Origin of the sequence: Amycolatopsis circi (assembly GCF_003385235.1) — a bacterium.
GTDB lineage: Bacteria > Actinomycetota > Actinomycetes > Mycobacteriales > Pseudonocardiaceae > Amycolatopsis > Amycolatopsis circi.
This window is the reverse complement of the sequence record NZ_PQIA01000101.1, coordinates 13,836-36,123: the sequence shown is the minus strand read 5'-3', so window position 1 is coordinate 36,123 and position 22,288 is coordinate 13,836. Positions and strand designations below refer to the sequence as shown.

The window sequence follows — 22,288 nt, the reverse complement described above, 5'->3', positions numbered from 1 at the left end:
CCCACAGCGCGACCGAGCGGTCCGTGAGGGGAACCCTGAGGGAATCAGCGTCCCTCAGGGTTCCCCTCACGTACCTCGTTGGGGCGCGGTCGTGACGGCGCTGCGCGGGTTCCGCGCCACGGTCCCGGCGTCGACGGCGAACCTCGGCCCGGGATTCGACGCGCTCGGCCTCGCCCTGGCCCGCTACGACGTGGTCGAACTGCAGGTCACCGAGGGCGGCCTGAAGATCGAGGTGCTCGACGCGGGAGCTGGCGGCGTCGAGGACGTGCCGACCGACGAATCCCACCTGGTGGTCCGCGCGATCCGGCGAGCCTGCGAACACCTGGACGTGCAGAAGGTCCCAGGTCTGCACCTTCGTTGCCACAACAGCATTCCGCACGCGCGCGGCCTCGGGTCGTCGGCGGCCGCGGTGGTGACCGGCGTGGCGCTGGGTTACGCGCTGGCGGAGCGTCCGCTCGACGCCGACGCGCTCCAGCTCGCAGCCGAGTTCGAGGGCCACGCGGACAACGCGGCGGCGAGCCTGTTCGGCGGGCTCGTGGTGGCGTGGTCCGAGGACGGCCGGTTCCGCGCCGAACGCGTGGAGCCGAACCCGGCGATCCGGCCGGTGGTCGCGGTGCCGGCGGAGAAGTCGTCCACCAACACGACCCGCGGCCTGCTGCCCGCGCGGGTGCCGCACGCCGACGCGGCGCACAGCGCGGGACGGGCGGCGCTCGCCGTGCTGGCCGTCACCGAGCGGCCCGAACTGCTGATGGCGGCCACCGAGGACCGGTTGCACCAGGATTACCGCGCCGAGGCGTACCCGGCGAGCACCGAACTCGTGCGCACGCTGCGTGCCCGCGGCGTGCCCGCGACCATCTCCGGGGCCGGTCCGACTGTGCTCGCTCTCACGCTGACGGGAATACTCCCGGCGGGCGTGGACGTTCAAGGGTTCGACGTCGCCGAATTGCCCGTGGACCGCGATGGCGTGCAGGTTGTGGCCAGGTGACGAGCTGGTCACAGGCTGGGCGGCAGCGTGCGCCACGCGGGGGGTGGTTGTTGCACCCGGACAGGGCGCGGTCTACCCTCGGGGGCGTTCGATCACCGTGCGTTTCCGCACCCGATGCCGGGCCTGTTCGCCCCTAGCGGCGGCTCCGGTCCGCATCCTTCGTCGATCCGCCGATTCCGCACCGCCCGGCTCGCGGGAGGCGGAGGGACGCAGGCGGGTTTCCGGTTCCGGCGGTGCCGAATTCCGCTTTCTCCGTCCGGAGGGGGCAAACACCCTGTGCTGGCGGCGCTTCGCTGTGTCTCGCACGGCTGGGCGCGAGCCGTCCGCATCGGAGGCAGAAGCCGTCTCGCTACCGGCGGCAGTCCGCTGATCCACCTGGAACGTGGATCGGTCAGGAAGGACATGTGTGAGCAACACCGATCTGTTGAGCGGCGACGTGGAGACCCCCGCCGCGGCCGCTGAGACCAATGGGGCCGCGGCCGCTCCGAAGCGCCGCACCGGGGGCTTGTCCGGAATGGTCATCGCCGAGCTCCGCCAGCTGGCGGGCGAACTGGGTGTGGGCGAGACCACCGGCATGCGCAAGGGGGACCTGATCGCCGCGATCCGCGAGCGCCAGGGCAAGAGCAAGAAGCGCGCCGCGGGCACGGCCGAGACGCTGCCGCTCGACGGCGTCGGCGAGCCGGTCAAGGCGGAGAAGGCCGAGAAGCCCGCCCGCCGGGCCAAGGCCGACGCGCCGAAGGCGGACGCTCCCAAGGCGGAGCCGGTCCAGGCGGAAGCGCCCAAGGCCGAGGCTCCGAAGGCGGAGACCGCGCAGGCCGAGGCTCCCGCCGAGAAGCCCGCCGCGCAGGAGCGCCCGGAGCGCCACGACCGTTCCGAGGGACAGTCCGACGGCCAGTCCGAGGAGGGCGGCCGCAACCGCCGCCGCCGCGGCGGCGCCAACCGGGGCGACGGCCAGCGCGACCAGCGCGGCGACCGCCAGGGCGGCAACCGCGACAACCGCGACAACAACCGGGACAACCGCGACAGCCGGGACAACAACGGCCGCGACAACCGGGACAGCCGCGAGAACCGCGAGAACCGGGGCGGCCAGGACAACCGGGACGGCAACCGCGACAACCGCGGCGGCCAGGACAACCGGCAGGACAGCCGCGACAACCGGCAGCGGAACCAGCAGGACAGCCGCGACAACCGGAACGACAACCGGAACAACGGCCCGCAGGACGACGACGAGGAAGGCGGCCGCCGCGGGCGCCGCTTCCGCGACCGCCGCCGCCGGGGCAGCGGAGGCGGCCGCCCCGAGGGCGGCGCGCCGGACACCGAGATCCGCGAGGACGACGTCCTGCTGCCGGTCGCCGGCATCCTGGACGTGCTCGACAACTACGCCTTCGTGCGCACCTCGGGCTACCTGGCCGGGCCGAACGACGTGTACGTGTCGCTGTCGCTGGTCCGCAAGTTCGGCCTGCGCCGCGGCGACGCGATCACCGGTGCCGTGCGCCAGCCGCGCGAGGGCGAGCAGCAGCGGCAGAAGTTCAACCCGCTGGTGCGCGTCGACTCGATCAACGGCCTGGAGCCGGACGAGGCCAAGCGCCGTCCGGACTTCACCAAGCTGACGCCGCTGTACCCGAACGAGCGGCTGCGCCTCGAGACCGAGCCGCACAAGCTCACGACCCGCGTGATCGACCTGATCATGCCGGTCGGCAAGGGCCAGCGTGCGCTGATCGTGTCCCCGCCCAAGGCCGGCAAGACCACGATCATGCAGGACATCGCGAACGCGATCACCACGAACAACCCTGAGGCGCACCTCATGGTCGTGCTGGTCGACGAGCGTCCGGAAGAGGTCACCGACATGCAGCGGTCGGTGAAGGGCGAGGTCATCGCCTCCACCTTCGACCGCCCGCCGTCCGACCACACCTCGGTCGCCGAGCTGTCCATCGAACGGGCCAAGCGCCTGGTCGAAATGGGCCACGACGTGGTCGTCCTGCTCGACTCGATCACCCGTCTTGGCCGGGCCTACAACCTGGCCGCGCCCGCGTCCGGCCGGATCCTGTCCGGTGGTGTCGACTCGACCGCGCTGTACCCGCCGAAGCGTTTCCTCGGCGCCGCGCGCAACATCGAGAACGGCGGCTCGCTCACCATCTTCGCGACCGCGATGGTGGAGACCGGGTCCACGATGGACACGGTGATCTTCGAGGAGTTCAAGGGCACCGGCAACGCGGAGCTCAAGCTCGACCGCAAGATCTCCGAGCGCCGCGTGTTCCCGGCGGTGGACGTCAACCCGTCCGGCACTCGCAAGGAAGAGCTGCTGCTCTCGCCGGACGAGCTGGCGGTCACGCACAAGCTGCACCGCGTGCTGCACGCGCTGGACTCGCAGCAGGCGATCGACCTGCTGATCTCGCGTCTGCGCAAGACGAAGACCAACATCGAATTCCTGATGCAGGTCTCGAAGACCGCCCTCGGCGGCGGAGACGACGACTGAGTTCCCGCTTCACGCAACCGGCCCGCCCCCAGCACTTTTCGGGGGCGGGCCGGTTGCGTGTGGAGGTCCGTGAGGGGAACCTTCACGGACTCTGAGTCCCCCAGGGTTCCCCTCACGGACGTTTCTGCCGCACCGGGGAGGTGGCGCGGCAGAAAGCTCAGTGGCGGGGGACGGCGGCCGGGGTCCAGCCGCGGTAGTTGTTGAAGTAGCTCGTGGAGCTGCCGTGGCCGATCTTGCCGCCGACGCTGGTGGCGTAGAAGCCGCCGTTGCCGTCCGCGATGCCGACGTGGCCGTAGGCGCTGATGTTCCAGTACACGAACGAACCTGCGGGCGGCTTGCCGCTGGTGTGCTTCGGGCTGGCCCCGTTCCAATGTGCGTTGGCGGACGCCCAAACCCCAGTGGTGCCGTACGAATTCTCGGCGGCCTTCTCGCAGTAATGCTCCCACCCGGTGCTTCCGGCGTGCGACTTGTACCAAGCGACCGCACCGGCCGGGGTGCCGTCCGCGGCGCCGGTCAGATTCGCCTCGGACACCTCCGAGAACGTCCCGGCGGCGGAATTCACATCCGCCGCCGTGATCCCGTCGGCGGCATTCGCGGCGGGCGCGAAAACCGCGGCGGACGCGGCCAGCGCCAGCACGGCGGCCGGCTTCGCGAGCCGGGTGAGCAGGTCGGTCGTGCGCATGTCCGGACCTCCAGTAAGTGAGCGATTCACGAACTCGGCCAGCTTCACGCCATCAGGTACAAAATCCGTACAATGCGAATGTCCTTCACTGCCCGCCGTCGCGGCGGATGGCGGAATACCTGGTCACCGGGGTGTGTTGAAGCCCGTGTCAGCACGTCTGGCAGAATGACCCGCTGAAGTCCGGCACCGGTTCACCCCGCACTGGGGACCCGGGGCCAACGAGAGAGGACACCATGAAGAGCGGTATTCACCCCGATTACGTGGCCACGACCGTCACGTGCAACTGCGGGAACAGCTTCGTCACCCGCAGCACGAAGGAGTCGGGTCAGATCCACGTCGAGATCTGCTCGAACTGCCACCCCTTCTACACCGGCAAGCAGAAGATCATGGACACCGGTGGCCGGGTTGCCCGGTTCGAGAAGCGCTACGGCAAGCGTCAGCAGAAGTCCGACGCCAAGTAGCTTGTCCGACGGCGCCCACCCGCACGCCCGGGTGGGCGCCGTTGTTCTGTCCGGGCTTGTTCGCGAGAGGGAGACGGCGAAGTGGATTCGAGTTCGCTCAAGGGGCTGCTCGACGAGCACGCGCGGCTGGAACAGCAGCTCGCCGACCCGGCGGTGCACGCAGACCAGGCCCGGGCCCGCAAACTGGGCCGCCGCTACGCCGAGCTGAGCCCGGTAGTGCGCGCGGTGCGCGAGCTGGACCAGACCCGCGACGATGTTTCCGCAGCCAAGGAACTCGCGGCCGAGGACGCGACGTTCGCCGCCGAGGCCGACGAGCTGACGGCGAAAATCCCGCAGCTCGAAGCGAAACTCACCGAACTCCTCCTGCCGCGCGACCCGTACGACGGGTCTGACGTCGTCATGGAAATCAAGTCCGGCGAAGGCGGCGAGGAATCCGCGCTGTTCGCCGGCGACCTGCTGCGGATGTACCTGCGCTACGCCGAACGGCACAACTGGAAGGCCGAGGTGCTCGACTCGACGGAGTCGGACCTTGGCGGCTACAAGGACGTCACGCTGTCGCTCAAGAGCAAGTCCGCGGACGTCGAAGGTGTCTGGGCAAGGCTGAAATTCGAGGGCGGGGTGCACCGCGTGCAGCGCGTGCCCGCGACCGAATCGCAGGGCCGCATCCACACGTCCGCCTCCGGTGTGCTGATCTACCCGGAACCGGAAGAGGTCGAGGTCGAAATCGACCCGAACGACCTGCGCATCGACGTGTTCCGTTCCTCGGGCCCGGGCGGGCAGAGCGTGAACACCACCGACTCGGCGGTGCGGATCACGCACCTTCCGACCGGGATCGTCGTGTCGTGTCAGAACGAAAAGTCGCAGATCCAGAACCGCGCGCGGGCGCTGCAGGTGTTGCAGGCGCGGCTCCAGCAGGTCGCCGAGGAAGAAGCGGCGGCGAAGGCGTCGGACGCGCGCCGTTCGCAGGTCCGGACGGTGGACCGTTCGGAGCGGGTGCGGACGTACAACTACCCGGAGAACCGGATTTCGGATCACCGGGTGAATTACAAGGCGTACAACCTGGATCAGGTTCTGGACGGGGAGCTGGACGGGGTGCTGGACGCACTGGCGACGGCTGACCGGGAGGAGCGGCTCGCTTCGCAGGCGGGCTGATTCGCTCGAACGATTCCGGCAGCCCGGGCGCGGCGAGATCGGCCTTCGTGTCGTGCTCTCCGTCCACAATGGATTCGAAGACCGTGTGGTACCTGTTGGCCTCGCGGTATTTCGCGTTGGCCGGGTCGCCCGGGACTGGATCGCCAAGGTGCCCGCCCCCACGATCGCGAGCACGAAAAGCGGGATGAGCAACAGAGTCTGCGATGACGGCTGCGCGGACCCGTAAACAAACCGGACGCACCTTCCAGCGGCCGATCCGGCTGGCGTCACGCGGTTGCCGAGGCGAACGCCGTCATTCGCTCCTCGTACCCGTCGTCACCCCCGAAGTGCACGGCCACCGCGTCCGCGCCCGCCTCTCGATAAGCACGGTAAGTCTCGACCGCCTCTGCCAGATCCCTGTCGAACTGCTGCCGGGCGATCCGCCGCACGCGATGCGCGGGATCAAGCTGAGCCAGCGTCGCGACCCGTTCCGCGAAAGCCTCCGGCGAGAGGCCCGCGCTGAGCCATTGATCCCCGGCCCGAACCGCCCGGCGCAGCGCGACCGTCGAGTTTCCGCCGACCAGGATCGGAATCCGCCCCTCCGGGCGCGGCTCGAAGTACCCGCCAGCCCGGCCGCGTCCGGTAGTGAAGAGCTGGTCCAGCAGCGAAAGCGTCTCGTCCAGCGCAGCTCCGCGCCGGGAGAAATCCGCGCCGATCTCCGCGAACTCCGGCTCGTTCCATCCCGCGCCGACGCCCAGTATCAGCCGATGCCCGGACAGCCGGTCGATCGTCGCGGCCTGTTTGGCGAGCAGGTGCGGTTCGCGCAGCGGCACGATCACCACCGACGTGCCCAGCTGCACGCGTTCGGTCGCTGCGGCCAGGTAGGCGAGCGTCGCGAGGGGCTCGTACACGCCGCCGAAGACTTCGCCGAACGGTTCCGGCGGCAGCACGTGGTCAGGCAGCCAGACGGATTCGTAGCCCAGTTCCTCGGCCAGCCGGGCGAGGTCGGCGAGGCGTCGCGGGGTCAGGTCGGGCGATTCGTTCGGGAGGACGACCTGGCGGCTCATCGCAGCACCTTCCGGATCGCGGTGAGCCAGGCGTCCGGCGCTTCGTCAGTGATGCCGTGTCCGGACTCGATCTCGACCAGTTCCGCGCCGGGAATGCCGTCGGCCAGCTCGCGCGAGTGTTTCGGCGGCACGAGAGCGTCCAGCGTCGTGGCGATTACCAGCGTCGGGACCGCGATCGACTCCAGTTCCGCCCGGGTGTCGACGGATCGAACCAGCTCGACCTGCTTCGCCGTGCCCTCGGGCACCGATTCGGCCAGCCCGGCCACCGCCGTGGTGAGCTGCTCCGGCGTGAACGCGGCGAGGAATGGCTCGCTGGTGGCGACCAGCATCAGGTACTTGGCGAGCAGGGTGCGGTCGCCTTTCAGCAGCTCCGCCCACAGGTCCAGCGCCAGCTCCATCCGCGCGTCCGGCCGGGCGAGGCCAGCGGTGAGGATGAGCCCGGTCACGCGGTCCGGATGCCGGGTGGCCGCGCGGACCGCGACCGCCGTGCCGAGCGAGTAGCCGAGGACGGTGAAATTCTCGACACCGGCGTCGACAGCGGTCGCGACGAGCCCGTCGGCCAGGTCGTCGAGCGTGCCGCCCGCAGCGGGGTAATCGGCCCCGACCACGGTGTGCGTGCGGGAGAGATCGTCCAGCAGCGGGCCGAAGTTGGCCTGCACTCCGCCGCCCGCACCGTGGGCGAGCAGCAGACCGGGGCCGTGGCCGCCGACGAGGGGCGCGAAATGTTCTGTCATGTTCGCGACGTTAAGGATTGACACCAGTGTGAAGGCCAGACGCAGGGGAAAACGGATGCTTATCGGCGAACTCGCGCAGCGCACCGGCGTGGCGTCGCGGCTGCTGCGCTACTACGGCGAGCAGGGGCTGCTGACCTCGACGCGCAACACGAGCGGATACCGCGTGTACGGCGAGGATGCGATCGTCCGCGTGCTGCAGATCCGGAAACTCCTGGCCGCGGGCCTGACCACGGAGATGATCGCCGAGATGCTCGACTGCGCGATCGGTCCCGCCGCGCACCTCGACCTGTGCCCCGATCTGGTGCGCAGGCTGCGCGGGGAACTGGCCGAAGTGGAACGCCGGATCGGGGACCTCGCCCAGCGGCGCGAAGTCCTGTCCGGGTATCTCGGCCAGGCGTGAGGCTCGCGCGGCCGGGGGTCGATACGCTGAGCAGCACCCCCGTTGGGGGCAGCTTCGACGAGTGAAGGACGACCAGTGAATCGGCAGCCGCTGCGCCTGGCCATCATGGAGGCCACCCGGATCCTCACCGAGGCGGGCGTGGAATCGCCGCGGTCGGACGCGGATCTCATCGCCGCGCACGTGCTCGGCGTCGAACGGGGCAGGCTGCCGATGGTGCCGCTGGTCGACCCGCCGGTGATCGACGCGATCGGGCAGCTCGTCGCGCAGCGCGCCAAGCGAATCCCGTTGCAGTACCTGACCGGATGGGCCGCGCTCGGCAACATCACGGTCAACGTCGGCGCGGGCGTGTTCGTCCCTCGGCCGGAGACCGAGTTGCTGCTCGAATGGGGCGTGAAGTTCCTGCAGGGCCGCGAATATCCCGTGGTGGTCGACCTCTGCACCGGCTCCGGCGCGCTGGCGCTGGCGCTCGCGCACGAACGCCCGGACGCGGTGGTCTACGCGGTCGACGTCGACCCGCAGGCGCTCGCCTGGGCCCGGCACAACGCCGACGTGCACACCGCGGCCGGCAACACGCCGATCCGGCTCTACTCCGGCGACATCTCGGACCCGACGATGTTCGCCGAACTCGACGGTCTCGTGGATCTGGTGCTCTGCAACCCGCCGTATGTGCCGGAGGGCACGCCGGTCCCGCCGGAGGTCGGCGAACACGACCCGGCGCGCGCGGTCTTCGCGGAGGAAAGCGGCTTGGCGGTAATCCGGCACGCGATCGCGGCCGGAGCGCGGTTGCTCCGCCCGGGCGGCGGGCTGGCGATCGAACACGACGACACGCACGGTTCGGCGGTCCCGGCTTTGGTGCGGGCCCGGCGGGTGCTGACCGGCGTCGAGGACCACCCGGACTACACGGGCCGCGCCCGATTCGTCACCGCCCGTCGGCTGGGCTGAGGCTTCTCTCTGCCCGGGAAGTCCGTGAAGGACTCCTTGAGGGAATCCAAGTCCCTGAAGGGGCCCCTCACGGACAGCTGGCGTCCCTTAGGCGAACTCCGCGCGGCCCAGGTCGGTGCAGGGGCCTCTCGCAGACCGCCGCTGGCCGTGAAGGGGCCCCTCACGGACAGCCGCGGGTCGTGAGGGGACCCCTGAGGGACTCAGAGTCCGTGAAGGTTCCCCTCACGGCTTCCCGCAGCCCCGGACGGCGGCGCTGGGCCATTTGCCCCTTCCCGCTCGTCTTGCCCGACTTTCGTCGTGCGGCAGCGGGGTGGATTTCGTTCGCCCGCCTAACGATCACCGTTAGCGTCGGGCCTCGGGACCGCCGGGCGGACCGGCGGACTGTGAGGAGCGAGGATGAGATCCCCCTTACCCCGCCGGAATCACCGCACCCGGACCACTCGCGTCGGGACCACTCGCGTCGGGGCCACCCGCCTCGGCGCCGCCCGCACCCGGACCACCCGCACTCGGACCATCCGAGGCCGCCTAGCCGTCGTCGTGGCGGTCGCGGCCCTGGCTCCCGCGTTGCTCGCCGGGACCGCCGCGGCTGATCCGCTCGTCAAAGGCTGGCCCGCGCCGCTCGATTCCGCGCATTGGGCCGACCAGGCGAGCATGACCTGGCAGGACTACCGCCACGTGCCCGGCACCAACTGGGCCGACCCGTCGCTGAAACCGACCGTCCGCAAGTTCAAGGGCGCCGTCGTGCTGGCCGACTACCCGGACGCGGATTTCGTCGTCACGAAGCCGCCGCATTCGACCGTCTTCGGCAATCCGTCGCCGTCGGTGAACAACCTGCCGCGCGAGAAAGTCGCGCAGCACTACCAGGATTTCCTCAACAAACCCGAAACCCTGAACCACGGCCACACCATCAACGAGTACTGGATGGAGGATTCCGGCGGGCGGTTCGGCGTCGACCTCACCGCGTTCGGCCCCTACCGGATGCCCGGCAAATCCTTCGAGTACGGCATGGAATTCCAGCCGCAGGACTGTCCGGCGAACGCCGACTGCACCCGGGACCTGCGCAAGGACGCGGGCGACGCGTGGCGCGCCGACGTCGGTCCGGTGGCCGACCAGTTCGACTTCATTTTCTTCCTCTCCGCGGGCCAGGACGAAAGCTCGACGTGGCAGGAATTCGGCGAGATGAAATTCGGCTCGAAGGAACAGGTGCCCGCCGAATTCGGCCCGCCCGGCAGCAAACCCGGCGACCAGAACTGGGCGCACACGCGCTACGTGCCGTGGACGTCGTGGGCCTCGGCGGCAAGCATCTGGCCCAACGCGGCCAACGGATCCTCGACCCAGGCGGAAAGCTCCGGCCAGGGCGTGTTCGCGCACGAGTTCAGCCACATCCTCGGCATCGGCGACAACTACAACAACCCGTTCGGCGATCCGCCCCGGCGGTCCTACACCGGGCCGTGGGAAATGTTGTCGCGCGGCAGTTTCAACGGTCCCGGCGGCCCGCACACGCGCTGGCAGATTCCAGCGACCGACGGCGGTTCGATGGGCGCGCACCACATGCTGCGCAACAAACTCAAGCTCGGCATCGTCGATCCGAATTCCGTCCTCAACCTCGACCGGAACCAGCTGGCGACGACCGGTCCGGTCACCGCGCGCGTGACTGCTCGGGAAGCGAATCCCGCTTCCGGCGCGTACGCGGGCATCACGATCGCGCTCACCGGCGGCGATCGTTCGCCCAAGTGCGATCCGTCGAAGGACCCGAAGTGCGACGGCGGCGGCTACGACCACTACAGCGTCGAGGTCGTCGACCGGATGGGTTCGGATTCGTTCGCACCGGACTCCGGCGTCCTGCTGGCCAAGACCAAGGCCAGGGACGCCGCGCCGTTCGAGTGGATCGTCGACGCGAACCCGCAGGACATCGGGCTGACCGACTACGTCCGCCCGGACGGCACGCCGGTCAAGATCACCGTCGGCGACTACCGGCAGCTCAACGACGCCACGTTCAAGGCGGGCACCGGCGCGGCGAGCGGCTACGAGTACACCGACGAGGCCAACCGGTTGCGGTTCCTCGTCACCGATCTCGACCGCGACAGCCGCGGCGTGCTGTCGTACACGGTCACCGTCGCGTCGCTCGACGGCGCCGGACCGCAGACGCGGGGCGCGTGGTTGTGGCCCGCACTGCCCGCGTTCACCCACGGCGGGCTGGCGACCTGCGACTTCCGCCTGTCGAACCAGGGTTCGGCACGCGGCGCGGCGGCCCCGTACGACCAAGACACCTACCGGCTGACCGCGTCCACCGACACCCGCGGCTGGGAAGTCCGGCTCCCGAACGCGTTGGCCACGGCCAAGTTCGGCGCCTCGACGCAAATCCAGGCGTACGCGAAACGCTCGGCAGACGCACCGCACACCGCTCGCGTGCGGTTGACCGCGACGTCGATCGCCGACCCGGCGAAGACGACGACCACCGCCTGCACCGCGATCGGATTCTGAACCCGGAAGGCGCCGTCTCCTCCCGCGGCGGACGGCGCCTTCCGGCTGGGCGGGAACTGCTTGCCCCGCCACCGAGCGACCCCCTACCTTGGGGCGGCCGAACGATCAGACTCTGGGGGAGTCATGTTCTTGCGTCATCGAATCACCGCCGGATGCGGCGCCGTGCTCATCGCCGCCAGTGCGCTCACCGCGAGCGCGACCACCGCGTCCGCCGCGGCCGGACCGACCACACTGCCCGCCAGCGAATACACGCTGACCTCGGATTACCACAAATACGACGCGGCCTACTCCGGTCTCGCGTCGAAACTGCACACCGTGCCGGTGCACACCGTCATGGACAACGCGAACCACGACCGCCAACCGCTGCCGTCGACCTTCAAACCGGCCGGGCTCACCGGCGGATTCCGCTTCGACGACGGCGACAACGGCGACTGCACCAACTACCCGCAGGGCATCACCACCAGCCGCGACGCGGTCGGCGGCGACAACGGCGGCAACTACGACGGGCACCAGCTCGTCGCGGTCAGCTGGTACACGCGCGACAAGTGCGGCGGCAAGCAGGTCCGCAGCCGGATCACGCTCGCCGACTGGGACGCGACGTATCCGAACAAGTACCGCAAGATCCTGCTCGTCGAACCCACCGGCACCACCGCTTCGCCGAACTACAAGGACATCCCGATCCACGCCGGCGGCGTCTCCTGGTACGGCGACTACCTGTACGTCGCCGACACCGGCGGCGGCATGCGCGTTTTCGACATGCGCAAGATCCTCGAGGTCAACTCGGGCGGCACCGCCGACCAGATCGGCCTTTCCGGCGGCCAGTACTACGCGCACAACTACCGCTACGTCCTGCCGCAGGTCGGCACCGTCGCCGCGCACACCACGTCCGGCACGAACCTGGCCTGGTCGAGCATCTCGCTGGACCGGGTGACCAAGTCGATCGTGATGACCGAGTACACCTGCAAGGCCGACTGCACCGACTACCCGAACCGAGCCCCGCGCGCGATCCGCTTCCCGTTCGCCTCGGGAGCGACGACGTTCGCCGCCTCCACGACGGCGAGCCAGGCGCTGAAGCTGCCCTGGTACAACCTCAACGGCGTCGCCTCGCACAACGGCCGCTGGTGGTTCAACTCCTCCGCGCAGAAGCAGCTCTACTACTGGACCCCGACGGCGGGCCCGGCCACGCACGCCTGGGTGAGCAGCGGGGAGAGCATCTCGTACTGGGAGGACCCGAAGGACGCGGATCTCCTGTGGTCCCTGCAGGAGGGGCAGGGGAACCGGAACGTGTTCGCGGTGAAACAGGCCAGCTACGGTGCCTGACCACTGGCTCCCACAGATGTCCGTGAGGGGAACCCTGAGGGAATCAGAGTCCCTCAGGGTTCCCCTCACGGACTTTTGCACCCCGCACCGGGTCGGGGTGCTCCGAGAACCCGCGCGACGGGGGATAGGCTGCCCGGCATGAGTGCGGTCTACGACTGCGGCAAGCGCGAATCCCGAGCCGAAGGCCTGTCCGCGGCGGCTGCCGCGGTGCGGTCGAGCCGGCTGGTCGTCCTGCCGACGGACACGGTGTACGGCATCGGCGCCGACGCGTTCGACTCCGGCGCCGTCCAGGCGTTGCTGCGGGCGAAGAACCGCGGCCCGGACATGCCGGTCGGCGTTCTCGTCGGCTCCTGGTCCACTGTGGACGGTCTGGTGCTCGGCGTCCCGCCGCAGGCGCGCGCGCTCATCGAGGCGTTCTGGCCCGGCGACCTGTCGATCGTGCTGCCGCACGCGCCGAGTCTGCAGTGGAATCTCGGCAACTCGCGCGGCACGGTGATGCTGCGGATGCCGCTGCACCCGGTCGCGCTGGAGCTGCTGCGCGACGTCGGCCCGATGGCGGTGTCGAGCGCGAACGTCTCCGGCCGTCCGCCCGCCTCGACCGCCCAGGAAGCCCAGGAGCAGCTCGGCGATTCGGTGTCGGTGTATCTCGACGGCGGGTCGAGCGGCGAAGCGGTGGCGTCGTCCATCGTGGACCTGACCGGCGACAAGCCGGTGGTGCTGCGCGAGGGCGCGGTCACGAAGGCCGCTATCGCCGAGGTGATCGGCGTCGCCGAGGAGACGCTGGACTGAGCCGGGGAAGTGACTGCCGTTCACCCGGGCCGCACGCGGGCGCGGTAGCGTGGCGCGGTGACTTCGACCTCCCGGCGGGCGTGACGCGGTCATGCCTGTAGTCCAAGGACTTCTCCCGATCCGGGAGTACTTGCTTGTCGCGCTGACCGCGACCGCGGTGACCTATCTGCTGACCGGCGTCGTGCGGCGCGTGGCCATCCGGATCGGCGCGATCGCCAACCCTCGCGCGCGCGACGTGCACGTCAAGCCGATCCCGCGGATGGGCGGCGTCGGCATCTACCTCGGGATCGCCGCGGCGATGGGCCTCGCGCACCAATTGCCCGCGCTCAGCCACGGTTTCGACGTCTCCTACGACGCGGTGGGCGTGCTGCTCGCGGCCGGCGTCATCTCGCTCATCGGCATTCTGGACGACCGGTTCGAACTCGACGCGTGGACGAAGCTCGCCGGACAGGTCATGTGCGCCGGGATCCTGGTCATCTTCGGCGTGCAGTGGGTGTCGTTCTGGGTGCCGTGGGGCGGAAACGGCGATTCCATCGGCTCGGTGCTGGTGCTGGACAAGAACCAGGGCGCGCTGCTGACCGTCGTCATGGTCGTCGTCATGGTCAACGCGATGAACTTCGTCGACGGCCTCGACGGGCTGGCCGGCGGCCTCGGCTTCATCGCCGCGACGGCCACCTGCGTGTTCTCGCTCGGCCTGCTCGACAACGCGGGCGGCGACTTCGGCTCGTACCCGCCCGCGCTCATCGCCGCCGCGCTCGCCGGAGCCTGTCTCGGTTTCCTTCCGTACAACTTCCAGCCGGCCAAAATTTTCATGGGCGACTCCGGATCGATGATGATCGGCCTGATGCTCGCCGGGGCCACCACCTCGGCGAGCGGACGAGTCAACTACACCCGGTTCTCCGCCTCGGACGCGCTGGCCCTGCTGTCGCCGCTGGTGGTCGTCGTGGCGGTGCTTTTCGTGCCGGTGCTCGACCTCGTGATGGCCGTCGTGCGGCGCACGCGGCGCGGGCAGAGCCCGTTCGCCGCGGACAAAATGCATCTGCACCACCGGCTGCTGGAAATCGGCCATTCGCAACGGCGCGCGGTGCTGCTGATCTATTTGTGGGCCGGAATCCTGTCATTCGGCGCGGTCTCGATCACCATTTTCGACAGCCCGGTCGTGTTCTGGTCGATTGGCGCCGCGCTGGTGGTCGCGGTGCTCGTTTCCCTGGTGCCGCGGCTGCGTTCCCGGCACCGCCACGGAGTCTGACTTCCCGGGCGGTCTATACTGGCGGGTCGAACCGAACGAGGAGCGAATGCAGTGAGCGACACCGAGACGCCGGAGACGACGCCCGAGACGTCCCAGGCAGCGGCTCAGGCCAAGGCTCCCGAGAACCCGCACGCCGCTCCGGTGCGCCAGCTGGCGCGCTCGATGACGCGCGCCTCGCTGCTCTACACCCCTCCGTTCATCCTGGTCTGCATCGTGCTTTTCACCGTCCTCAACGGACTGCACGGCTTCCTCGGCGCCCTGGTCGGCGGCGTGCTGGCGATGGTCGCCTCGCTGTCGACGCTGGGCATGATGAAGGTATCCGCCGGACAGGACCCGTCGCTCGTGATGCTCATCGCTCTCGGCGGTTACGCGGCGAAGGTCATCCTGCTGTTCCTCGCGCTCACTCTGCTCAAGGGCGTCACCGTGCTGCACCCGCTTTCGCTCGGGATCACGATGATCGTCGCCATTCTCGTGGCCGCCGCCGTGGAGTTCGCGACATTCCGCAAAGCGCGTATCCCGACCATCATTCCCACCTCGAATTGACGGATTCGGGACAAGGGTCCCAGCCGGACCCGGGACCTAAGTCCTGGACCATTCGGCTGGTAAGGAGTACGCCTGTACGGCACTGATTGACCTGCTGGTATGGTCCGCGTCATGGGTGGCGGCTCGGCCGCGCACTCCCGACGACGAACCGCGATCAGCAGTGTGGCGACCGGATGGTTCCGCCTCTCTCGCCTGGTCCGAAGTAGACCGCAGGGCAGTGTTCACGCGAGACATCCCTCGTACGCGGATCGGCTGATTGGCTCCGCGCACGGTGGGTACCGCCGCCTCCGGCGTCCCGATGCGTATCGGGTACGTTAAGTCCAGATCGTGACGATTCCCCCGGCGGAGTGAACGCCGGCCGGGAGAACCGGGAGGAGCCCAGTGGCCGCGCTGGTACTGACCGAGGGTGCGACCTTCGCGCCCCCTGGCGCCGAAAGCTTTGAGCTGCCGCCGTTGTTCGGCTTCGTCACGAAGCCGATGCTCCTGGTGGTGCTCTCGGTGATCATCATCGCGGGGTACTTCCTGCTGGCGACGCGCAAGCTGAAGGTCGTCCCGAGCAAAGGCCAGTTCGTGGCCGAGTTCATCTACGACTTCGCGCGCAACAACATCGCCCGCGAGCAGATCGGCTCGAAAGACTTCAAGCGCTTCGTGCCGGTCATCTTCGCGTTGTTCACCTTCATCCTGCTGAACAACCTGTACGGGGTCATCCCGTTCCTGCAGTTCCCCACCATGGCGCGCTTCGGGTTCCCGATCGCGTTGTCGGTGCTCGTGGTCTACCCGATGTACCACTACGCCGGGATCAAGAAGCACGGCATTGGCTCGTACTTCAAGAAGGAACTGGCGCCCGCGGGCGTCCCCGGCCCGGTGCTGCCGCTGTTCGCGGTGATCGAGTTCGCGGAGAAGTTCTTCCTGAACCCGCTCACGCTCGCCATCCGTGTTTTCGCCGCCATGTTCGCGGGTCACCTGATCCTGGCGGTCTTCACCCTCGGCGGCACGTTCCTGCTGACCGAGACCTCGAGCATCGCGCTGAAGCCGGTGTCGCTGGTGGCATGGATCTTCGCCATCGGCCTGACGTTCCTGGAGGCCTTCATCCAGGTCCTTCAGGCGTACATCTTCGCCCTGCTGTCCGCGGGGTACATCGGCGCCGCGCTGGCGTCGGAGCACTGAGAACACCTAAAGACCCCGATCCGCGTGAGTGCGCGGACCGAAGTGAAGGGAAACGCTCGTGAGCAACATCGTTCTGGCCCAGCAGGCCGCCGAAGCCGTCAGCATCAACAAGGGCCTCGCGGCGATCGGCTACGGCCTGGGCGCGATCGGCCCCGGTATTGGTGTGGGTCTGATCTTCGCCGCGGTGATCAACGGCACCGCCCGCCAGCCGGAGGCCCAGAGCAAGCTGCAGGGCATCGGTTACGCCACCTTCGTGCTCACCGAGGTGCTGGCCCTGATCGGTATCGTCATCTACTTCATCGCCTCCGCCTGAGTCGTCCGCTCTCGCGTAAGGAGACGTTGTGCTGAAGACCGAAGTGGTGCTCGCATCAGAGAACCCGATCGTTCCGGACATCTCGGAACTGATCCTCGGCATCGTCGCCTTCCTGATCCTGCTGTTCATCCTCAAGAAGTACGTCGTCCCTCGTTTCGAGAAGACGTACGAGGAGCGGGCGCAGAAGATCGAAGGCGGGATCGAGAAGGCCGAGAAGGCTCAGGCAGAGGCCGAGAAGGCGCTGTCGGAGTACAAGGCGCAGCTGGCGGACGCCCGTTCCGAAGCAGCGAAGATCCGCGACGACGCCCGGCTCGAAGCCGAGCAGATCAAGGCGGAGCTGCGGGAGCAGGCCGAGTCCGAATCCCAGCGGATCGTGGCGCAGGGCCACGCCCAGCTGCAGGCGCAGAAGGCGCAGATCGTCGCCGAGCTGCGGGCCGAGATGGGCCGCAACGCGGTCGAGCTGGCCGGCCGCATCGTCGGCGAGTCGCTCGAGGACGAGGCGCGCCGCCGGGGCACCGTCGACCGGTTCCTCGCGGAGCTGGACACCGCCGGGGCCACTAACGGAGCGGGGAAGTAACCAGAGATGACGCTGCATGCTGCGAGCCGTGAAGCGCTCGACCTCGCCGAGCGCTCGCTCGGCGAGGTGCTGGCCGGAGCCGACCCCACAGTGTCGGTCTCGGTCGGGGACGAGCTGCTCTCGGTCGTCGACCTCCTTGACCGCGAAATCGGCCTGCGCCGCGCGGTCGGCGATTCTTCGGTCGCGCCGGAGAGCCGCCAGGGCCTGGTCCGCCGCCTGTTCGACGGAAAGCTGGGCGAACAGGCCCTGAAGGTGCTCGACACCGTGGCGGGCAGCCGCTGGTCCAGTCCCCGCGAGCTGGTGGACGGGCTCGAATCGATCGGCCGCTCGGCGCTGCTCACCGCCGCCGAAAAGGCCGGGAACATCGAAACCGTCGAGTCTCAGCTGTTCCAGGTCGCGCGGATCGTCGCGGGCGCCCCGGAACTCGAGGCGGCGCTGTCCGCCCCGGCTGCCCCCGCCGACGCGAAGCGGACCCTGGTCCGCGGGCTGTTCGCGGACAAGGTCGACGCGGTCACCGAGACCCTGGTCGAGCAGGTCGTGCGGCGCGCCAAGGGGCGCGGCGTCGGCAACGGGCTCGACAAGCTGGTCGCCTTGGCCGCCGAACGGCGCGAGCGCTCGGTCGCTTACGTGACCTCGGCGAACGCGCTCACCGACGAGCAGCGGGCCCTTCTCGGGACCAAGCTCGACGGCATCTACGGGCGGCCGATCGCGCTGCACGTCGAGATCGACCCGGCACTCGGCGGCGGGCTCGTCGTCCGCGTCGGGGACGAGGTCATCGACGGCAGCACCTCCGGGCAGCTGGCGGCGGTGCGCCGCACGCTGAGCCGGGCCTGAGCGGCACAACAGACTTTGCACACTGGACAGAAGAGAAGCGAGAGCGGGAACGAAATGGCGGAGCTGACGATCTCCTCGGACGAGATCGCCCACGCGATCGAGAATTACGTCTCGAGTTACGCCCCTTCGGTGGAGCGGGAAGAGGTCGGCGTCGTCGCCGACGCCGGTGACGGCATCGCCCACGTCGAAGGGCTGCCCTCGGCCATGGCCAACGAGCTGCTCGAGTTCCCGGGCGGCGTCCTTGGCGTGGCGCTGAACCTGGACGCGCGCTCCATCGGTGCGGCCATCCTCGGCGACTTCGAGAGCATCGAAGAAGGCCAGCAGGTCAAGCGGACCGGTCAGGTTCTCTCGGTGCCGGTCGGCGAAGGCTACCTCGGCCGGGTCGTCAACCCGCTCGGCCACGCCATCGACGGCCTCGGCGAGATCGAGACCACGACCCGGCGTCCGCTGGAGGTCAAGGCCGCCTCGGTGGTCGAGCGCCAGCCGGTGGCCGAGCCGCTGCAGACCGGCATCACCGCGATCGACGCGATGACCCCGATCGGGCGCGGCCAGCGCCAGCTGATCATCGGCGACCGCAAGACCGGCAAGACCGCGGTCGCGGTGGACACGATCATCAACCAGAAGGCCAACTGGGAGACCGGCGACCCGAAGAAGCAGGTTCGCTGCATCTACGTCGCGGTCGGCCAGAAGGGCTCCACGATCGCCTCGGTGAAGTCGGCGCTCGAGGACGCGGGCGCGATGGAGTACACCACCATCGTCGCGGCCCCGGCCTCGGACTCGGCCGGCTTCAAGTGGATCGCCCCCTACACCGGCTCGGCCATCGGCCAGCACTGGATGTACGAGGGCAAGCACGTCCTGATCGTGTTCGACGACCTGACCAAGCAGGCCGACGCCTACCGCGCGATCTCGCTGCTGCTGCGCCGCCCGCCGGGCCGCGAGGCGTTCCCCGGCGACGTCTTCTACTTGCACTCCCGTCTCCTCGAGCGGTGCGCGAAGCTGTCGGACGAGCTGGGCGCCGGCTCGCTGACCGGTCTGCCGATCATCGAGACCAAGGCGAACGACGTGTCGGCCTACATCCCGACCAACGTCATCTCGATCACCGACGGCCAGTGCTTCTTCCAGTCGGACCTCTTCAACGCCGGCCAGCGCCCGGCCATCGACGTGGGCATCTCGGTGTCCCGCGTGGGCGGCGCCGCGCAGGTCAAGGCGATGAAGAACGTCGCGGGCTCGCTGCGCATCGACCTGTCCCAGTACCGCGAGCTGGAGGCGTTCGCCGCCTTCGCCTCGGACCTGGACGACGCGTCGAAGGCGCAGCTTGAGCGCGGCGCCCGGCTGTACGAGGTGCTCAAGCAGCCGCAGTACTCGCCGATTCCGGTCGAGGAGCAGGTCGCCACGGTGTACCTGGGCACGAACGGCTACTTTGACTCGGTTCCGACCGAGGACGTGCGCCGCTTCAACCTCGAGTTCCTCGACTCGGCGCGGCGCAAGCACGCCGAGGTCCTCGGCGCGATCCGCGACACCGGCAAGTTCGAGGACGACACCCGCGACGCGCTGATCGCGGCGGTGAACGAATTCAAGAAGGAGTTCACCACCGCCGAGGGCAAGCCGCTGGAGTCGAACGCCGACGCGATGGCCGCCGAGAAGGTCGGGCAGGAGACCGTCAAGGTCAACAAGCCCGCCCCGAAGAAGTGAGCTGGTAGCCCATGGCCGCACAACTCCGGGAGCTTCGCTCGCGCATCAAGGCGACGAAGTCGATCGGCAAGATCACCAAGGCGATGGAACTCATCGCCACCGCGCGCATCACCAAGGCGCGCGCGAAGGTCGCCGCTTCCCGGCCGTACGCGGACGAGATCACCAAGGTGCTCTCGGCGCTGGCCGGCGCGGCGGCCAACCTCGACCACCCGCTCCTGGTCGAGCGCCCGAACCCGAAGCGCGCCGCCGTCCTGGTCGTCACCAGTGACAAGGGCCAGTGCGGCGGTTACAACTCCAATGTGCTGAAGGCGACCGAAGAGCTGCTTGCCCTCCTGAAGAAGGAAGGCAAGGAGGTCGACGTCTACACCACCGGCAGCAAGGGCCTGAACTACTACCGGTTCCGCAACCGCGCGGTGGCGGGCAGCTGGACGGGCTTCTCCGACCAGCCTGCCTACCGGGACGCGGTCGCGGCCGCCGAGACGTTGGTGCAGTCCTTCAACTCGGGTGTGGATGACGCTTCGGGCAACGCGGACGGCATCACCGGCGTGGACGAGATCCACGTCGTCTACACCGAGTTCGTGTCGATGCTGACGCAGCGCCCGGTCGCCAAGCGGGTCGCACCGCTGGAGGTCGAGTACTCCGACGGCGAGGACGAGAAGCCGGCCGGTCTGCTGCCGAGCTACGAGTTCGAGCCCAGCGCCGACAAGCTGCTCTCCGCGCTGCTGCCGAAGTACATCAACACCCGGCTGTACTCGGCGCTGCTGGAGTCCGCCGCCTCGGAGCTGGCGGCCCGCCGCACGGCGATGAAGGCCGCGTCGGACAACGCGAACGACCTGGTCGGCACCCTGACGCGGGAGATGAACCAGGCCCGGCAGGCGCAGATCACCCAGGAGATCTCCGAAATCGTCGGTGGCGCGAACGCGCTCACCGCAGCAGGAAGTGATGATTGATGACCAGTACTGAAGCCCCGCGCGCCAAGGGGCGCATCGTCTCGGTGACCGGGCCGGTCGTCGACGTCGAGTTCCCGCGCGGTTCCGTCCCCGAGCAGTTCAACGCGCTCAAGGTCGAGATCGAGTTCGAGCAGCTGCGCAAGACGGTGACGCTCGAGGTCGCGGCCCACCTCGGCGACAACCTCGTGCGCACCATTTCGCTGCAGCCCCAAGACGGCCTCGTCCGCGGTGCGGAGGTCACCGACACCGGCGGCCCGATCACCGTTCCGGTGGGCGACAAGGTCAAGGGCCACGTCTACAACGCGCTCGGCGAGTGCCTCGACGAGCCCGGCTACGGCGACGACCTCGAGCGCTGGGGCATCCACCGCAACCCGCCGTCCTTCGACCAGCTCGAAGGCAAGACGGAGATGCTGGAGACCGGCCTGAAGGTCGTCGACCTGCTGACCCCGTACGTCCAGGGCGGCAAGATCGGCCTGTTCGGCGGCGCGGGCGTGGGCAAGACGGTGCTGATCAAGGAAATGATCACCCGTGTCGCCCGCAACTTCGGCGGCACCTCGGTGTTCGCCGGCGTCGGCGAGCGCACCCGCGAGGGCAACGACCTCTTCCTGGAGATGTCCGAGGACGGCGTCATCAACGACACCGCCCTCGTGTTCGGCCAGATGGACGAGCCGCCGGGCACGCGCATGCGCGTCGCGCTGTCCGCGCTGACCATGGCGGAGTACTTCCGCGACGTCCAGAACCAGGACGTGCTGCTGTTCATCGACAACATCTTCCGGTTCACCCAGGCCGGTTCCGAGGTGTCGACCCTGCTGGGCCGCATGCCTTCGGCCGTGGGCTACCAGCCGACGCTGGCGGACGAGATGGGCCAGCTGCAGGAGCGGATCACCTCGACCCGGGGCCGTTCGATCACCTCGATGCAGGCGATCTACGTGCCCGCGGACGACTACACCGACCCGGCCCCGGCCGCGACGTTCGCCCACCTGGACGCCACCACCGAGCTTTCCCGGTCGGTGTTCCAGAAGGGCATCTTCCCGGCGGTGGACCCGCTGGCGTCGACGTCGACGATCCTCGACCCGGCGATCGTCGGAGAGGACCACTACCGCGTCGCCTCCGAGGTCATCCGGATCCTGCAGAAGTACAAGGAGCTGCAGGACATCATCGCGATCCTCGGCATGGACGAGCTTTCCGAAGAGGACAAGCTGACCGTGCAGCGGGCGCGCCGGATCGAGCGGTTCCTGTCGCAGAACATGCTGGTGGCCGAGGCCTTCACGCAGATCCCGGGCTCGACCGTGCCGCTGTCGGAGACCATCGAGTCGTTCGACCGCATCACCAAGGGCGACTTCGACCACTACCCGGAGCAGGCGTTCCTGGGCATCGGCGGTCTCGAGGACCTCGAGAAGAAGTACCACGAGATCACCGGCAAGTGAGTGCGTGAGACCGGCGGGGGCACTGTCCATTGTGGACACCGGCCCCCGCCGTTCTCGTAACCGAA

General features: G+C 68.9%; 21 protein-coding genes. 18 read left to right on the top strand and 3 right to left on the bottom strand.

Annotation, left to right across the window (positions count from 1 at the left end; genetic code table 11):
- The first annotated feature begins 100 nt into the window (after nt 1-100).
- Nucleotides 101-985, top strand: coding sequence for a homoserine kinase (thrB, locus tag D0D37_RS32885; RefSeq protein WP_116204497.1), 885 nt, complete (start codon nt 101-103; stop codon nt 983-985).
- Nucleotides 986-1,391: 406 nt separating this feature from the next.
- On the top strand, nt 1,392-3,461 hold the full coding sequence (gene rho, locus D0D37_RS32880; protein WP_116204493.1) for a transcription termination factor Rho: 2,070 nt from the start codon (nt 1,392-1,394) through the stop codon (nt 3,459-3,461).
- Nucleotides 3,462-3,618: 157 nt separating this feature from the next.
- On the opposite strand, the gene D0D37_RS32875 is transcribed toward rho, so the two are convergent.
- Nucleotides 3,619-4,143, bottom strand: coding sequence for a CHAP domain-containing protein (locus D0D37_RS32875; RefSeq protein ID WP_116204492.1), 525 nt, complete (start codon nt 4,141-4,143; stop codon nt 3,619-3,621).
- A gap of 233 nt (nt 4,144-4,376) precedes the next feature.
- On the opposite strand from D0D37_RS32875, the gene rpmE reads away from it, so the two are divergent.
- Both rpmE and prfA read left to right on the top strand, forming a co-directional pair.
- Nucleotides 4,377-4,604, top strand: coding sequence for a 50S ribosomal protein L31 (rpmE, locus tag D0D37_RS32870; RefSeq protein ID WP_116204491.1), 228 nt, complete (start codon nt 4,377-4,379; stop codon nt 4,602-4,604).
- Nucleotides 4,605-4,685: 81 nt separating this feature from the next.
- Nucleotides 4,686-5,756: a peptide chain release factor 1 gene (prfA, locus tag D0D37_RS32865; protein WP_116204490.1), complete on the top strand. Its 1,071-nt coding sequence runs from the start codon at nt 4,686-4,688 to the stop codon at nt 5,754-5,756.
- A 266-nt stretch (nt 5,757-6,022) separates the two neighbouring features.
- Here prfA and D0D37_RS32860 read toward each other — a convergent pair whose 3' ends face one another.
- Nucleotides 6,023-6,802, bottom strand: coding sequence for a TIGR03619 family F420-dependent LLM class oxidoreductase (locus tag D0D37_RS32860; protein ID WP_116204489.1), 780 nt, complete (start codon nt 6,800-6,802; stop codon nt 6,023-6,025).
- The gene (locus D0D37_RS32855; protein WP_116204488.1) at nt 6,799-7,536 is read right to left on the bottom strand and encodes an alpha/beta fold hydrolase; all 738 of its coding nucleotides are present in this window, start codon (nt 7,534-7,536) and stop codon (nt 6,799-6,801) included. Before D0D37_RS32855 ends, D0D37_RS32860 begins: the two co-directional genes overlap by 4 nt.
- A gap of 55 nt (nt 7,537-7,591) precedes the next feature.
- Between D0D37_RS32855 and D0D37_RS32850 the strand changes: the two genes are divergently transcribed.
- The 14 genes from D0D37_RS32850 to atpD all read left to right on the top strand — a co-directional run bounded on the left by D0D37_RS32850 (nt 7,592) and on the right by atpD (nt 22,223).
- Nucleotides 7,592-7,936 (top strand): MerR family transcriptional regulator, encoded by a 345-nt coding sequence (locus D0D37_RS32850; protein WP_116204487.1) that lies wholly within the window; start codon nt 7,592-7,594, stop codon nt 7,934-7,936.
- Nucleotides 7,937-8,011: 75 nt separating this feature from the next.
- Nucleotides 8,012-8,878 (top strand): peptide chain release factor N(5)-glutamine methyltransferase, encoded by an 867-nt coding sequence (gene prmC / locus D0D37_RS32845; protein WP_116204486.1) that lies wholly within the window; start codon nt 8,012-8,014, stop codon nt 8,876-8,878.
- Nucleotides 8,879-9,274: 396 nt separating this feature from the next.
- Nucleotides 9,275-11,362, top strand: a complete 2,088-nt coding sequence (locus tag D0D37_RS32840) for a M6 family metalloprotease domain-containing protein (protein ID WP_244223759.1) — start codon at nt 9,275-9,277, stop codon at nt 11,360-11,362.
- Between the two features lie 129 nt (nt 11,363-11,491).
- Nucleotides 11,492-12,682: a hypothetical protein gene (locus tag D0D37_RS32835; protein WP_244223758.1), complete on the top strand. Its 1,191-nt coding sequence runs from the start codon at nt 11,492-11,494 to the stop codon at nt 12,680-12,682.
- A 138-nt stretch (nt 12,683-12,820) separates the two neighbouring features.
- On the top strand, nt 12,821-13,471 hold the full coding sequence (locus D0D37_RS32830; protein WP_116204484.1) for an L-threonylcarbamoyladenylate synthase: 651 nt from the start codon (nt 12,821-12,823) through the stop codon (nt 13,469-13,471).
- Nucleotides 13,472-13,562: 91 nt separating this feature from the next.
- Nucleotides 13,563-14,720 carry a glycosyltransferase family 4 protein gene (locus D0D37_RS32825; protein ID WP_116204483.1) on the top strand — a complete coding sequence of 386 codons (1,158 nt, stop codon included), beginning with the start codon at nt 13,563-13,565 and terminating at the stop codon, nt 14,718-14,720.
- A gap of 51 nt (nt 14,721-14,771) precedes the next feature.
- Entirely contained in the window at nt 14,772-15,263 is a 492-nt protein-coding gene (locus tag D0D37_RS32820) for a Cg1360 family ATP-synthase-associated protein (RefSeq protein WP_208720259.1), read from the top strand.
- A gap of 381 nt (nt 15,264-15,644) precedes the next feature.
- Nucleotides 15,645-16,430 carry a F0F1 ATP synthase subunit A gene (gene atpB / locus D0D37_RS32815; protein ID WP_116204482.1) on the top strand — a complete coding sequence of 262 codons (786 nt, stop codon included), beginning with the start codon at nt 15,645-15,647 and terminating at the stop codon, nt 16,428-16,430.
- Between the two features lie 58 nt (nt 16,431-16,488).
- Entirely contained in the window at nt 16,489-16,743 is a 255-nt protein-coding gene (locus D0D37_RS32810) for an ATP synthase subunit c family protein (protein ID WP_037815373.1), read from the top strand.
- Nucleotides 16,744-16,771: 28 nt separating this feature from the next.
- Nucleotides 16,772-17,320 carry a F0F1 ATP synthase subunit B gene (locus tag D0D37_RS32805; RefSeq protein WP_116204481.1) on the top strand — a complete coding sequence of 183 codons (549 nt, stop codon included), beginning with the start codon at nt 16,772-16,774 and terminating at the stop codon, nt 17,318-17,320.
- 6 nt (nt 17,321-17,326) lie between these two features.
- On the top strand, nt 17,327-18,154 hold the full coding sequence (locus tag D0D37_RS32800) for a F0F1 ATP synthase subunit delta (protein ID WP_116204480.1): 828 nt from the start codon (nt 17,327-17,329) through the stop codon (nt 18,152-18,154).
- Between the two features lie 54 nt (nt 18,155-18,208).
- A complete protein-coding gene (atpA, locus tag D0D37_RS32795; protein ID WP_116204479.1) occupies nt 18,209-19,846 on the top strand; it encodes a F0F1 ATP synthase subunit alpha in 1,638 nt (545 codons plus the stop codon).
- A gap of 11 nt (nt 19,847-19,857) precedes the next feature.
- Entirely contained in the window at nt 19,858-20,796 is a 939-nt protein-coding gene (locus D0D37_RS32790; protein ID WP_116204478.1) for a F0F1 ATP synthase subunit gamma, read from the top strand.
- Complete coding sequence (gene atpD / locus D0D37_RS32785) at nt 20,796-22,223, top strand: F0F1 ATP synthase subunit beta (protein WP_116204477.1); 1,428 nt, start codon at nt 20,796-20,798, stop codon at nt 22,221-22,223. Before D0D37_RS32790 ends, atpD begins: the two co-directional genes overlap by 1 nt.
- Nucleotides 22,224-22,288: the final 65 nt, after the last annotated feature.

Coding starts and splice junctions, on each gene's coding strand:
- atpD (WP_116204477.1), top strand. CDS start 20,796: ATGACCAGTACTGAAGCCCCGCGCGCCAAGGGGCGCATCGTCTCGGTG.
- D0D37_RS32875 (WP_116204492.1), bottom strand. CDS start 4,143: ATGCGCACGACCGACCTGCTCACCCGGCTCGCGAAGCCGGCCGCCGTG.
- rpmE (WP_116204491.1), top strand. CDS start 4,377: ATGAAGAGCGGTATTCACCCCGATTACGTGGCCACGACCGTCACGTGC.
- D0D37_RS32800 (WP_116204480.1), top strand. CDS start 17,327: ATGACGCTGCATGCTGCGAGCCGTGAAGCGCTCGACCTCGCCGAGCGC.
- D0D37_RS32850 (WP_116204487.1), top strand. CDS start 7,592: ATGCTTATCGGCGAACTCGCGCAGCGCACCGGCGTGGCGTCGCGGCTG.
- D0D37_RS32790 (WP_116204478.1), top strand. CDS start 19,858: ATGGCCGCACAACTCCGGGAGCTTCGCTCGCGCATCAAGGCGACGAAG.
- D0D37_RS32855 (WP_116204488.1), bottom strand. CDS start 7,536: ATGACAGAACATTTCGCGCCCCTCGTCGGCGGCCACGGCCCCGGTCTG.
- atpA (WP_116204479.1), top strand. CDS start 18,209: ATGGCGGAGCTGACGATCTCCTCGGACGAGATCGCCCACGCGATCGAG.
- D0D37_RS32860 (WP_116204489.1), bottom strand. CDS start 6,802: ATGAGCCGCCAGGTCGTCCTCCCGAACGAATCGCCCGACCTGACCCCG.
- D0D37_RS32840 (WP_244223759.1), top strand. CDS start 9,275: ATGAGATCCCCCTTACCCCGCCGGAATCACCGCACCCGGACCACTCGC.
- D0D37_RS32825 (WP_116204483.1), top strand. CDS start 13,563: ATGCCTGTAGTCCAAGGACTTCTCCCGATCCGGGAGTACTTGCTTGTC.
- D0D37_RS32830 (WP_116204484.1), top strand. CDS start 12,821: ATGAGTGCGGTCTACGACTGCGGCAAGCGCGAATCCCGAGCCGAAGGC.